The organism is Deltaproteobacteria bacterium (assembly GCA_026712905.1).
Taxonomy (GTDB): domain Bacteria; phylum Desulfobacterota; class Binatia; order UBA9968; family JAJDTQ01; genus JAJDTQ01.
Genome location: JAPOPM010000098.1, coordinates 12,240 through 24,639 on the forward strand (window position 1 = coordinate 12,240; position 12,400 = coordinate 24,639).

At 64.5% G+C, this 12,400-nt stretch carries 14 protein-coding genes and 1 tRNA gene; 6 read left to right on the forward strand and 9 right to left on the reverse strand.

The features are described 5' to 3' along the window. Nucleotides 1-26: 26 nt before the first annotated feature. The 5 genes from OXF11_07275 to OXF11_07295 are packed head-to-tail and all read right to left on the reverse strand — an operon-like array spanning nucleotide 27 to nucleotide 4,645. Nucleotides 27-740 carry a sulfite exporter TauE/SafE family protein gene (locus OXF11_07275; protein MCY4486904.1) on the reverse strand — a complete coding sequence of 238 codons (714 nt, stop codon included), beginning with the start codon at nucleotides 738-740 and terminating at the stop codon, nucleotides 27-29. A 60-nt stretch (nucleotides 741-800) separates the two neighbouring features. Next, entirely contained in the window at nucleotides 801-1,601 is an 801-nt protein-coding gene (locus OXF11_07280; protein ID MCY4486905.1) for a fumarylacetoacetate hydrolase family protein, read from the reverse strand. A gap of 14 nt (nucleotides 1,602-1,615) precedes the next feature. Further along, nucleotides 1,616-3,070 carry a bifunctional 2-methylcitrate dehydratase/aconitate hydratase gene (locus OXF11_07285; protein MCY4486906.1) on the reverse strand — a complete coding sequence of 485 codons (1,455 nt, stop codon included), beginning with the start codon at nucleotides 3,068-3,070 and terminating at the stop codon, nucleotides 1,616-1,618. 19 nt (nucleotides 3,071-3,089) lie between these two features. Beyond that, the gene (gene prpB, locus OXF11_07290) at nucleotides 3,090-3,971 is read right to left on the reverse strand and encodes a methylisocitrate lyase (protein ID MCY4486907.1); all 882 of its coding nucleotides are present in this window, start codon (nucleotides 3,969-3,971) and stop codon (nucleotides 3,090-3,092) included. Between the two features lie 32 nt (nucleotides 3,972-4,003). Then, nucleotides 4,004-4,645 (reverse strand): histidine phosphatase family protein, encoded by a 642-nt coding sequence (locus tag OXF11_07295; GenBank protein MCY4486908.1) that lies wholly within the window; start codon nucleotides 4,643-4,645, stop codon nucleotides 4,004-4,006. Nucleotides 4,646-4,752: 107 nt separating this feature from the next. On the opposite strand from OXF11_07295, the gene OXF11_07300 reads away from it, so the two are divergent. Further along, complete coding sequence (locus tag OXF11_07300; GenBank protein ID MCY4486909.1) at nucleotides 4,753-5,190, forward strand: cupin domain-containing protein; 438 nt, start codon at nucleotides 4,753-4,755, stop codon at nucleotides 5,188-5,190. 376 nt (nucleotides 5,191-5,566) lie between these two features. Here OXF11_07300 and OXF11_07305 read toward each other — a convergent pair whose 3' ends face one another. Both OXF11_07305 and OXF11_07310 read right to left on the reverse strand, forming a co-directional pair. Further along, on the reverse strand, nucleotides 5,567-6,730 hold the full coding sequence (locus OXF11_07305) for an ATP-binding protein (protein ID MCY4486910.1): 1,164 nt from the start codon (nucleotides 6,728-6,730) through the stop codon (nucleotides 5,567-5,569). 101 nt (nucleotides 6,731-6,831) lie between these two features. Next, the gene (locus OXF11_07310; protein ID MCY4486911.1) at nucleotides 6,832-7,287 is read right to left on the reverse strand and encodes a hypothetical protein; all 456 of its coding nucleotides are present in this window, start codon (nucleotides 7,285-7,287) and stop codon (nucleotides 6,832-6,834) included. Nucleotides 7,288-7,653: 366 nt separating this feature from the next. On the opposite strand from OXF11_07310, the gene OXF11_07315 reads away from it, so the two are divergent. Beyond that, on the forward strand, nucleotides 7,654-7,842 hold the full coding sequence (locus OXF11_07315; GenBank protein MCY4486912.1) for a hypothetical protein: 189 nt from the start codon (nucleotides 7,654-7,656) through the stop codon (nucleotides 7,840-7,842). Beyond that, nucleotides 7,833-8,735, forward strand: a complete 903-nt coding sequence (locus OXF11_07320) for a hypothetical protein (protein ID MCY4486913.1) — start codon at nucleotides 7,833-7,835, stop codon at nucleotides 8,733-8,735. The genes OXF11_07315 and OXF11_07320 overlap by 10 nt, the downstream gene beginning before the upstream one ends. 282 nt (nucleotides 8,736-9,017) lie before the next feature. Here the strand turns inward: OXF11_07320 and OXF11_07325 are convergent, their stop codons facing one another. Continuing rightward, nucleotides 9,018-9,677, reverse strand: coding sequence for a DUF4145 domain-containing protein (locus tag OXF11_07325; GenBank protein ID MCY4486914.1), 660 nt, complete (start codon nucleotides 9,675-9,677; stop codon nucleotides 9,018-9,020). Between the two features lie 75 nt (nucleotides 9,678-9,752). Beyond that, nucleotides 9,753-9,828 (reverse strand) — tRNA-Lys (locus tag OXF11_07330). 178 nt (nucleotides 9,829-10,006) lie between these two features. Here OXF11_07330 and OXF11_07335 point away from each other — a divergent pair. The 3 genes from OXF11_07335 to OXF11_07345 are packed head-to-tail and all read left to right on the forward strand — an operon-like array spanning nucleotide 10,007 to nucleotide 12,352. Continuing rightward, nucleotides 10,007-11,095, forward strand: a complete 1,089-nt coding sequence (locus OXF11_07335) for an ornithine cyclodeaminase family protein (protein MCY4486915.1) — start codon at nucleotides 10,007-10,009, stop codon at nucleotides 11,093-11,095. 23 nt (nucleotides 11,096-11,118) lie between these two features. Continuing rightward, a complete protein-coding gene (locus OXF11_07340; GenBank protein ID MCY4486916.1) occupies nucleotides 11,119-12,093 on the forward strand; it encodes an amidohydrolase family protein in 975 nt (324 codons plus the stop codon). A gap of 40 nt (nucleotides 12,094-12,133) precedes the next feature. Further along, nucleotides 12,134-12,352 carry a 4Fe-4S dicluster domain-containing protein gene (locus OXF11_07345; protein ID MCY4486917.1) on the forward strand — a complete coding sequence of 73 codons (219 nt, stop codon included), beginning with the start codon at nucleotides 12,134-12,136 and terminating at the stop codon, nucleotides 12,350-12,352. The last annotated feature ends 48 nt before the right edge of the window (nucleotides 12,353-12,400 follow it).

Here is a 12,400-nt window from a genome sequence, read left to right on the forward strand (position 1 = left end):
CCGAGTGCGGCCGCGTTGGTCCTGTCCTATAGCCCTACGCCCACGATCATCCGTAGCGCCAGCAGCGTGACGACCCACTTGAGGATCTTGCGGAACAGGGCCTCGGGGACCCGGGCGCGCCAGCGGGTGCCGACCCAGGAACCCAGGGTCGCGCTCAGGATCATGCCGCCGATCAGGTAAAGGTACGGCGCAAAGGTGAATCCAAGCAAGAAGAAAGTCGACACCTTGATGATGTGCACCGCCGTCATCTGGGTGGAGTGCGTGATGACCAGACGGTCCCGGGACAGCCCCTCGCGGATCAGGAAGGGCATGTTCAGGGGGCCGACGACGCCCACGAACAGCGACAGAAAGGTCTGTACCGCGCCGACGATGCCGAACTTGCCGGGTATCCGCGGCACGGTTCGGACCGCCGGGGCCCACGTAATCAGGAGAATGAAGCAGCCGATGATCAGCGGCAGGTAGTCGGAGCTGATGTCCACCAGCAGCAGCGAGCCCAGGGACGCCCCCAGCACCGCGCCCACCACAAAGGGCGCGAACAGCGTCCACACCACGTGGCGCAAGCCGAACAGCGTGCGCGTGAGGTTGCTGAAGATCTGCACCATCCCGTGCACCGGGATGATGGCGAACGTCGGGATCAGCCCGGGCATGACCGAGATGAGCAGGATGCCGCCGCCGAGGCCCACCACCGCGGCGGTGGTGGAGGCGACGAAGGTCACGAGGATGAGGAAGAGCTCGGGCATGGCTTCAGGGGCGCGTCACGCCGGGCGGTCGAGGGCCGCGCCCCTGGTTCAGGTGGCGTTTCAGGAGGCCGCCGGGCCTTTCTCCCGCACCACCGGATTGCGCAGCGTGCCGATGTGGCTGATGTCGACGGCCACCGCGTCGCCGTCCTTCATGTTCTCGGTGGCCCCGTCCGTGCCCATCCACAGAATGTCTCCGGGCACCAGGGTCAGGTAGCGGCTCATGGCGCTGATGTAGCTGGCCACGCTGAAGATGGCGTCCTTCACGTCGTACTCACCCACCACCCGGTCGTTCAGGGTGATGGTGACGTGCAGGTCGTCGGGGTCGAGGTCGGTAACGATCCACGGACCCATGGGCTTGAACGTGTCGGTGTTCTTGGCGCGCCACAGGGTCCGGTCGGACCGTTGCCAGGTGCGTTCGCTCACGTCGTTGCCGATGGTGTAGCCGAACACGTAGTCCAGCGCCTCGTCCTCGGAAACGTTGCGGCAGGCACGGCCGATGACCGCCACCAGCTCGCCCTCGTACTGCACCTTCTCCGAGGCGTCATGGGGAATGACGATGGCGTCTCCGTCAGCCGCCAGCGCGTTGACCGCCCGGTAGCCCACGTCGGGCTTGGGCGGAAACACCGGCTCCTCGTCGCGGACCTGTGCGGCGAAGGTGACGTGCTCGCGGTAGTTGACGCCGGCGGCGTAGAAGGTCGGCGGCACCACCGGCGCCAGCAACTTGATCTCGCTCAGAGCATGAGTCTCGCCGGTGACGGTGTAGTTTTCGAAGGGGCTGCCCCCGATGACGTTGACGGTGTCCGTGTCGTCGATGAAGCCGAACACCGTCTTGTTGTCGTTGTGGAATCTGCACCACCTCATTCGAACGTCTCCTTCTATCGGTCTGTCACCACCCAATGGTCCATGAAGTCACGCACCCGCATCGTTGCCAGGACGTCGCGTGACGCGCACGTCCGGAGTATCGCGTCGCACTGGGCCGCGGGAAGGTGCGCGGTCAAATGGCGCTCGAACTTCTCTTCCAGTAGCGGCACGGCTTCGCCCCGGCGCCTGCGGTGGCCGATGGGGTAGGGCACTTCCACCCGCGCCGTGGCGCTGCCGTCCTTGAAGTGCACCTGAACCGCGTTGCCGATGGCGCGCTTGTCGGGGTCCATGTAGTCGACCGTGAATTGCGGGTTCTCCCGCACCTCCATCTTGTCGCGCAGCGCGTCGATGCGCGGGTCCCGGGCCACTTCGTCCTCGTAGTGCCGCGCGGTGAGCTCGCCATGGATCAGCGGCACCGCCACCATGTACTGCAGGCAGTGGTCCCGGTCCGCGGGGTTGTCCAGCGGTCCGGTCTTGTCGATGATGCGCGAACCCGCTTCCTGGGTCTCGAGGACTACGCGCTCGACGTCGTCGAGGCGGTCCTTGACCGCGCCGTGCAGTTCCAGCGCCGCCTCCACCGCGGTCTGGGCGTGGAACTCCGCGGGGAAGGAGATCTTGAACAGCACGTTTTCCATGACGTAGCTGCCGTAGGGCTGGCTGAACGTGAACGGCCGGCCGTTGAACAGCACGTCGTAGTAGCCCCAGCCCTTGGCCGAAAGCGCCGACGGATAGCCCATCTCGCCCTGGCGCGCCATGAGCGCCAGCCGCACCGCCCTGCCGGCGGCGTCGCCGGCGGCCCAACTCTTGCGCGAGCCGGTGTTGGGCGCGTGCCGGTAGGTGCGCAGCGCGCCGCCGTCGATCCAGGCGTTGGACAGCGCGTTCACCACCTGTTCTTCGTCGCCGCCGAGCATGGCCGCCGCCACCGCGGTGCTGGCTACCCGCACCAAGAGCACGTGGTCCAGCCCCACGCGGTTGAAGCTGTTCTCCAGCGCCATGACGCCCTGGATCTCGTGCGCCTTGATCATGCCTGTCAGCACGTCGCCCATGGTGACGGCGCCGGCCCCGTCGCCCGCGCGGCGGTCGAGGTAGTCCGCCACCGCGATGATCGCGCCCAGGTTGTCCGAGGGGTGGCCCCATTCCGCTGCCAGGAAGGTGTCGTTGAAGTCGAGCCAGCGGATCATGGCGCCGATGTTGAAGGCGGCCTGGACCGGGTCCAGCTCCCAGGCCGTGCCCGGCACGCGCACGCCCCCGGGCATGACCGCGCCGGGCACCACCGGTCCCAGGAGCTTGGTGCATGCTGGAAACTCGAGCGCCGCCAGGGCGCAGCCCAGGCTGTCCATGAGACACAGACGCGCGGTCTCCCGCGCCTCATCGGAGAACGGCCCGGCGGAGAGGGCGTAGGCGGCCATGTCGGAAAGGACCGCGTCGGGCCGGGGCCGTTGGGCGTCGCGCACGGAAACGTCAGTCATGGTGAAAAAGGGTTCGGGGCTATTCCTTGCTGAACAGCGCGTCCAGCTTCTGCTCGTAGGCGTGGTAGCCGAGCACGTCGTAGAGCTGCTCGCGGGTCTGCATCCGCTCGGTCAGGCTGCTCTGGGTGCCGTCCTGGCGGATGGTGCGGTAGACGTCCATGGCGGTCTGGCTCATGGCGCGGAACGCGGACAGGGGATAGAGCACGAGCCCGACCCCGGCCTCCCTGAGCTCGTCGACGCCGAACAGGGGCGTCTTGCCGAACTCGGTCAGGTTGGCGAGCACCGGCACCTCCACGTTTTCGCAGAAGGCGCGGTAGTGCCCCAGCGTGTACACTGCCTCGGGGAAGATCATGTCCGCGCCCGCCTCGACGTACCGCCGCACCCGCTCCAGCGCCGCGTCCAGCCCTTCGCTGGCGAACGCGTCGGTGCGCGCCATGATCACGAACGGTTCGTCGGTGCGTCCGTCGGCCGCCGCCTTGATGCGGTCCACCATCTCGTCGGTGGAGACGATTTGCTTGTTGGGCCGGTGGCCGCAGCGCTTGGCCGCGACCTGGTCCTCCATATGGACCGCGGCCGCCCCGGCCCGGATCATTTCGCGTATGGTGCGGGAGATGTTGAAAGCCGTGCCCCAGCCGGTGTCGATGTCCACCAGCAGCGGCAAGGGGCTCGCCGCGGTGATCCGGCGCACATCCTCGAGCACGTCGTTCAGGGTGGTGATGCCCAGGTCCGGCTGGGCGAAGGAGGCGTTGGCCACTCCCGCACCGGAAAGATAGAGCGCGCGAAAGCCCTGGCGCTCGGCCAGCAGCGCGCAGTAGGCGTTGATGGCGCCCACCACCTGCAGCGGGCGTTCTTCCCGCACGGCGCGCCGGAACCTGGCTCCGGGTGATTTCTCGTGTTCCATGTCTGCCTTGTCCCCGCTTGTCCCGGCGTGGCTCAGAAATAGGACAGGTCCAGGGCGCCCACCCGCTGGAGATGGGTGATGTCGCCCCAGGTCTCCAACCCCCAGGTGCCGTCCTGGAACTTGAAAAGGTTGACGCTGGCGTTCTTGAACGAAAAGCGCCGGGGTGCGTCCAGCGGGATGGACAGGGTGTGCCGGAACAGAGCGCTCAGGACGCCGCCGTGGGTGACCACCATGATGCTCTTGCCCTCGTGGCGCCGGGCCAACACTTCCAGGCACTCCATGTTGCGCGCGGACTGTTGCCGGAAACTCTCTCCCGACGGCACCGCGTGGTCCGCTCCGCCCTTGCGGTGCTCCTCGTACTCCGTCGGGTAACGTTTACGGATCTCGTCGCCGTCGAGCCCCTGAAAGATGCCGAGGTTGCGCTCGCGCAGGCGCGGGTCGGACACGACCTCATGTCCGGTCTTTTCCGCGATGGTCCTGGCGGTCTCGTAGGCGCGCCCCAGGTCGCTGCTGTAGATGGCGTTGCAACTGTCCGGAGTGAACCGCTGCGCCAGCGCTTCCGCCTGCGCGCGCCCCTTGGCCGTGAGCGTGCTGTCGAGGTGCCCCTGGCGCCGCCCCTCCGTGTTCCACTCGGTCTCGCCGTGCCGCACGGCGATGACGTAGGTCGCCTCCATGCCGGACATCCTAGCCAATGGACCTTGAAATTTCTATCGGAATGCGGGATAGGCCACTACGGAACCCATCGCGGAGACATCACCAGACATCCCCAAGGAGGAGAACCATGGAAGCTCAGACCTTTTCAGTAAAGACCCCCTGCATCACCGGCGGCCGCAGCCACATGCCGCTGGTTCGGACCGACGTCCTGATGAGCGGCCTCAACTACTATGCCCCCGGCCGCAAGAACAAGCTCCACACCCACCCCGGCGAGGACCACATGTTCGTCGTGCTCGACGGCGAGGCCACCTTCTTCGACAAGGACCAGAAGGCTACGGTCCTGGGAAAGGGCGAGGGCATCCTTCTTCCCGAAGGGGTCTACTACCAGTTCGAGAGCACCGGCGACACCGCGCTCGCGCTGCTGCGCTTCGCCGCCTACAAATCGGACCGAAAAGACATCCGGCGAGTCGACGCGACAGGGGAGAACGCCCGGACCGAGGACGAGATGGACTACGTCTGCGTCGATGGCGAAGTCGTCGAGGGGGAGGAGTGGACGCTGGGGTGACACTGGCGAGCCAGGGAACCCTCGAAACGTCATTCCCGTGAATTGGGGTGTGGCAATACACCGCCAAACCACGACACGGCACCGCCACCCCGAATCGTCGGTCCCGCGGAAGCAGGCTGTGTCGAAACTCCGTCCGGGAGAGGCAACGACCCCCTGAATCGTCATTGCCGCGGAAGCGGCTGTGTCAAAACTGGTGAGGCACCACCCCCCGAATCGTCATTCCCGCGGAAGCGGGAATCCAGGGGTGGCCGGGCGGGGAAACGCCCCTGCAGTGCCCCACCACCACCCCTGGATTCCCGCTTCCGCGGGAATGACGATTCGGGGGGCGGTGCCGGTTTCAATTCAAGTGGCAGTCTAACGCAGCCTGCCGCGCGCATCAGATGTGATTTTCGATCTCGTCCAGCGGCGTCACCCAAACGCGGTCCGTGTCGATGGGGTAGGCGCTTCCCTGCGGCACCACGACGAACAGCCTGTCCAGGTCCAGCAGATCGACGGCCGTCCGGCTTCCCTTGGTGAGGCTGGGGTTCGATGAAGTCTTGAACTCGAACCCGATCCGTTTCCCGTCGCGCTCCACAACCAAATCGATTTCCTCTCCGGTGCGCGTCCTGAAAAAGCCGTACATCCCTCGCGGCTGAAGCAGAGAAAGAACGTTCTCCAGCGCAAACCCTTCCCAGCACGCACCGTAGACCGGATGGCCGTACAACTTGTCGAAGCTGTCCAGTTCCAGCAGGCAGGTCAGCAGCCCGGAATCCCGTACATAGAGCTTGGGCGATTTGACCAACCGCTTCTTTGTGTTGACGGCGAAGGGCGGTAGCCGGCGCATCATGAACGTGGCTTCGAGGATGTCGATGTGCCTCTTCAGGGTGGGGTGCGTTCGGTCCAGGGATTGCCCGAGGGCCGAGTAGTTCACGATCTGGCCGTGCAGGTGGCAGCACATGAGCCAGAGCCGCCGCATGTATTGCGGTGTCAGATCGATTCCGAACTGACGCAAGTCGCGCTCGACGAAGGTCTGTATGTAGCTCTCGCGCCAGCGAAAGCTGCGGCCGTCCGTGGTTGCCAGGTAACTGGAAGGGAACCCGCCGCGCCACAACAACCTACGCCAGTCCGTGGGTCCCTTCTCCGGCCGTTCCAACTCTTTCTGATGGAACGGGGTGATGTAGACATAGGACAGCCGCCCCGCGAGAGTCTCGGAAGACTGCCGAAGAAGCTCGGGAGAAGACGAACCGAGGATCAGGAACCGCCCGGCACGACGGTCCTCGTCGACCAACGAACGCAACAGCGGGAACAGGTCGGGCCGCAGTTGCACCTCGTCGATGCACACCAACTTGTCACGGTGCAGGGAGAGAAAGGTCTCCGGGTCCTGTAAACGGGACAGGTGGGATGGGCGTTCGAGGTCCAGGTACAGAGTATTCGGGCGTGACGATATCACCGCCTTGGCAAGAGTGGTCTTCCCTGCCTGCCGCGGTCCGAGGATGGCCACCGCCGGAAACTGTTCCAGATCCGTGAGGACCGTATGGTGGACTTGCCGTTGGATCTTCATATGCAAATTGTAAATGACATTTACAATTTGTCAAATTTATCGCTCAGGTTTGTGAGAGGTTGTTGGTTCCGGCGGTGAAGACTGCCCGGGACGGCAACGGACTAGGGTTCAGTCACACAGGTAACGGGTGTGTCCTTAGCTACGAGTTCCTTCCAGTCGATGCCCAACAACTCTCTAGCGGACAGGGCCTTATCCCCAGCGGGATCCCCTTCGCGAAACATCTTGACAGTGAAAACCTGATTATGGGTTCCGGCCATGATGGGTTGGCCCCCGTAAACGTTCACGTTGCCGGATGGCGTGACCTGTGCCGTAATGGGCGTATGCCCGACCTGCCGGTTGGTACTGGAAGAACCACTACCTACGATCATGAAACGATCGAATTCCCGTTTGATTGTTTCTATCGAGGCTTGATGCAAGGCCACCCGTTCGGCGCCCTCTTGGCCGCAAGCCGGAGCGGCTCGGGCTGTGATTTGCACGGCATCCGTTGCCAGTGGGACAGTGCTAACACGGACGCATCCTGTCAGAAGCATGGCCAAGACGAGCAAGGCAACTCTCATCAGTTTCACCTCCAGACGCCAAACCGATAACCGTCATCGACGCGACCTGTCAAGCCAAGCCGGTGTCTCTCCGCCATAGTGGGCGCGACCGATTCGTCGCCATCCCACAAGCTGGTGAGAATGACACAGCTGATCGAACTGAAGAAAGACATCCGCACCGCACGGTACAAGGCATGTTGCTGGAAATGGCGCTGCCGGGTTGGAGGGAGGTCCCGAGAGCATTGCCGCTACGGGACTCTCACCTTCGAGGCTCGCGCCGATGCAGTCAGACGCCGATGTCAAAGTCAGCTGAAAATGTCCCATTTGTGTCAATCGAAAAGGTCCCACTTCTGATGAGGGGGGTGGTGCGGGACAGACGCCCTCCGGTTGGATCCGCTCCTGGGTGAGGGGATGGTGGAGTTCAAGGCCGTCAAGCAGACCTTCACGAACGGCGTTCGGCGCATTCAGGAAGCGGCCCTGATGGGCGTGGGCCTGGTGGACTCGCCCAGCTACGCGGGCAGTCTCGCGGAAGTGCGACGCCGGGACCGGGCACGGAGGCGGCGCGTATGGCTGTGACGTTGACCGGGGCCGCCTTGGCCGAAGCCTTGGCCGTGAATCAGGCGCTTGCGGATCGGCTCTTGCCCGTCGTGACAGCCTTGGTGGATATGCACGTCATTCGGCTGGACGGCACGGGCCGCGTCCGGCTGATTCCCGCGTCAAGCGGGCACTGGGAGGGCTCGCACGATCCGGCAAGCTGGACGGTCCGGGCGACGGTTTACGGGCCGAGCACCAGCACGACATGGAATCTCCCGGCGGCGGCCGTGGTGTTCGTCCGCTGGGGCGGCACGCCGGGGCAACCATACGTCGGCACCGGGCCAACGTCGTGGGCACACACGTCAACGCGCTTGATGGCCGAAGCCGAGCGGTCCCTGGCGGACGAAGCGGGCGGGCCGCTGGCGAACCTTCTTGCGGTTCCACAGGATGGCGGCGACGGCGACGAAAGCGACCCGCTGGCGGCGCTGAAAGCCGACATTCGCACGGCTCGCGGCAAGGCGCTTCTCGTGGAGACTTCGGCGGCCGGTTGGGGCGAAGGTCGGGGCGCGGCGCCGGCTCGCGACTGGCAGGCGTCCAGGTTGGGGCCGATGCCCCCGGACAGCATGGTCAAGGCGGCTGACAGCGCGTTCTCGCGCGTCCTGGCTGCCTGCGGTATGCCCCCGTCCCTGTTCCTGGACAGCGACGGCACAAGTCAGCGAGAAACCGTCCGGCGCTGGCACTTGAACACGGTGTTGCCGCTGGCCCGGCTGGTCGAGCACGAGTTGACCGAGAAGCTGGCGGAGCCGGTCCAGCTCCAGTTCGACACCTACGCTATGGACATGGTGAGCCGGGCGCAGGTGGTCAGCAAGTTGACGGCGGCCGGCGTGGCCCTGCCCGTGGCGCTGGAAGCCGTCGGCCTGGGAGGTGACTTATGATTTCGCTCTGCGCGGACTGCTGTAGACCGCTGCCCCCGTCCGGCGTGTGTCTGAACTGCACGCAACCCCGCCCGGCGAAGTGAAGCCGCGCGGCCTGCCAAGCCCGGAGACCGGCTGGCACACGAGACCGGCGAATGACTGCCCGCGCGACTTCAAGGTCACGGGCCGAGTTCGCACCGTCCACGGGCGCACCGTCCACCTATGGGAACACCGGAACCCCGACGGCGTTGCCGTCTGGAAAACGAAACAGCCGATCCGTGAGTGACCCGTCGGCGAACGGATTCAAGGGTTGGAGGATTTCTTGTTTGTGGTGGATGCGTCCTTGGCCAGTTGGACACGTTTGGGAAGCGAGAATGTGTAAACGAGAAACAAATTTGTAAAGTCGCTTAGTTGAGCCACCTTGGTTTTGTCAAAGTTTTCCCCGTGAACTGCCTCATTGCCATCTAAACGAATACGATCTGCCAAGCCCCGTAGTTCTGGAGTGATCTTCCCCGCCTTCTCCAGGTAGACGATGCGGTCATAAAGCGTCATGTCTTTCTTGTCCGGGGCGAGGCGCTTTGTCGCTATGTCGAGGACTCGTCTGAACATTATCCCCGCGCTTGTGAGTTTCGCGTCGCGGAGATTTTCTAATCCCTCTACATAGTCCTTGGCGAGTTTGCACGGGACATGGGCAGGTGCCTCCAGTCTGGCTGGAGAAGGGTAAACAGCGTTAATCCGGAAACCATCAGTTCGTGGGTCGCCGATGCAATTTATGGGGTCTAAGTCGCCGCCGATAACTGCAAAGAATCTTACGACCATGCCCCCGTGACAGTGGCGGCACACGAAAAGGGTGTTCCACTGGGGGATCGCCTCTTCTTCATCAGAGAAGTATTGTGAACCGTGGCATGTGAAGGCGGTCCTTGAGGCCGCGCAATGGGGACAGTCGTGGATAAGTTCGGCCATTGTATCTGTGGTGACCTATTGGTGACTTATCGCTTTCTCCGTTCCCGCCGATCCCGCCTAACCCCTTGATTTTGTTGGTGAGCCGTGTCGGGCTCGAACCGACGACCCTCTGCTTAAAAGGCAGATGCTCTACCTGCTGAGCTAACGGCTCGTGGTGGGCGATGCGGCGGTGCCGGACGGGACTCCGGCCGATGCCTTGGTTTTAATGTACCAGAGGGGCGCCGCGACGGGCAAGGCGGGTATGGCGGGCCATCCTCGTCACAAGTGTTGCGTTCTGGTAGTGAACAACGGAAGAAGATGGGACCGCCGAGCCGAGAGGAGATATCCTAATGCTTTTGATCGCCGACCCTGACGTGCAACAGGTCCTTCGGGTGGAGGACATCATCGACGACATGGAGCGGGCCTTTGCCGAGGAGGCGCGGGGGATCGCGGTCAACAAGCCGCGTACGCGCTACAAGGTGCCGCCAGACCCCGATTCCGACGGTTACATGGCAAACATCATTCCGGGTGCGGTGCCGAGTTCCGGGGTGGCGGCGCTGCGCTACGACTCCATGGTGGTGCGGGAGCGGATGGTGGAGGGGCTCAAGCGCATGGACTATCCGTATCCGGCGCGCCGGAGCTGGGGCTTCGTTTTGTTGTTCAACCTGGAGGACGCGGAACCACTCGCTATCATTCACGACTTCAGCCTGTCCGCGATCCGGGTGGGCGCCACCACCGGCGTGGCGACCCGGGCGCTGTCGCGGGAGGACAGCCGGGTGGTGGGGTTGTTCGGCTCGGGCAACGAGGCGGTGCAGAATCTGGCGGCGATCTGCGCGGTGCGGGACGTGCGCGAGGTGCGCGTATACAGCGTCACCAAGGAGCACCGGGAACGGTTCGCCATGGAGATGACGGGCCGGCTCGATATCCAGGTGCGCCCGGTGGACAACGCCCGGGCGGTGGTGGAAGGCGCGGACATCGTCATGTGCGCCACCAACGCCAGCACGCCGGTGTTCGATGGCGATTGGCTGGTGCCCGGCCAGTTGGTCACAACCATCGTCAACACCGACGGAGTGCATCGCCGCACCGAGGCGGATGCCACCACCTTCACGCGGGCGGATCTCGTCGTGCTCAACAACAAGGAGACCTCCCTGCACAACCAGCAGCGCGAGATGCTCGACCTCATCGACGAGGGCAAGATCGGCTGGGACAAGATCTGCGAGCTGGGGCAGGTTCTCATCGGCGAGAACCCCGGCCGCAAGAGCGCGGACGACATCATTTATTACAAGAGCAACACCGGGGTCGGCATACAGTTCGCCGCCGCGGGCGCGGTGATCTACGAGGAGTGCAAGAAGAGGGGGCTCGGCCGCGAGCTGCCCACCGAGTGGTTCGGCGCGGACCTGGGCGAGTGGCTGGACAAGGGCTACTCGCCGTCGCCGTAGGCGGGATTGGCAGGAGGATTCGTATGATCGTCGATTTCCAACATCACTACGTACCCAAGGAGATCGCCCAGAAGCACGGGCTCTATTCCGAGACGCCGTCCTTCGCCAAGCTCGACACCGGCGTGCCGCGGCTGACCATGCACGCGCGGCTCTACGACGCCGAGATGCAGCTCCGGGACATGGACGACGCCGGGGTGGACGTGTCGGTGCTCTCCTGTCTCCTGGGTTGGGACGCCACCCTGGAGGACAACCGCGCCATCAACGACAGCCTGGCGGAGTTGCAGCGTCGCTATCCGGACCGCTTCGTCGGCTTGGCGCAGGCGCCGCTCCTGGGCGGCGCGCCCGCCATGGCCGAGTTCGACCGGGCCGTCGGCGAACTGGGGCTCCACGGCGTCGCCACAACCTCCCAGTTCCGCGGCCTGCCGCTGGACTCCGAGCAGCTATTTCCGTTCTACGAGAAGGTCAGCGCCCTGGACGTGCCCGTCTTCGTCCATCCCGCCATGGTGCCCGAGGGCTACGGGCTGCTGCTGGACTACGACCTGGCGCGCATCCTGGGCCGGGAGGTGGACCTGGCGGTGGCCGCCACGCGCATCGTCGCCGGTGGCGTGCTGGAGCGCTTTCCCGACCTCAAGTTCGTCATCGGCCACTTCGGCGGCGGCATCGCCGGCGTGAAGGACCGGCTGGTGGCCAAGGCCTATCGCTTCGGCACGCTGGACAAGCCCTTCGAGCATTACTTCGACATGCTCTACTTCGACATGGCGGGCTTCGAAGGGGGCACCGTGGCGTTGGGCTGCGCTTTCCAGGGGATCCGTTCCGACCGGATGGTGTTCGCCACCGACTATCCCCAGGACTTTACCGGTGTCAGTACGGATACGGGCAAGGGCATGACCGCGCTCAGGGAATACATCGACGCCATCCGGGGCCTGCCGTTGACCGACGCCGAGAAGGACGCGATCATGGGCGGCACGGCGGCGAAGCTGTTGAAGCTGGATTCGTGACGGCCGGGGGGCAACGCTCCGGCGCACGGACCACGGTATCATGATCGTCGACATCGACCTCGAGAAGTGCACGAGTTGCGGAGACTGTGACCCGGTCTGCCCCGCGGACATCATCCACATGGAAGAGCAGGGCGGACGGCTCGTGCCCGTGCTCAAGCACGTGGAGCACTGCGTGACCTGCTTCAACTGCGAGATCTTCTGCCCGGTGCAGTGTATCGACGTCCATCCCATCGTGAGGCGCCGGCCGCTTCCGTGGTAACTTGGGCTCACCGCGCTGGCCGGACGAATCTCGAAGCCCACCACGATG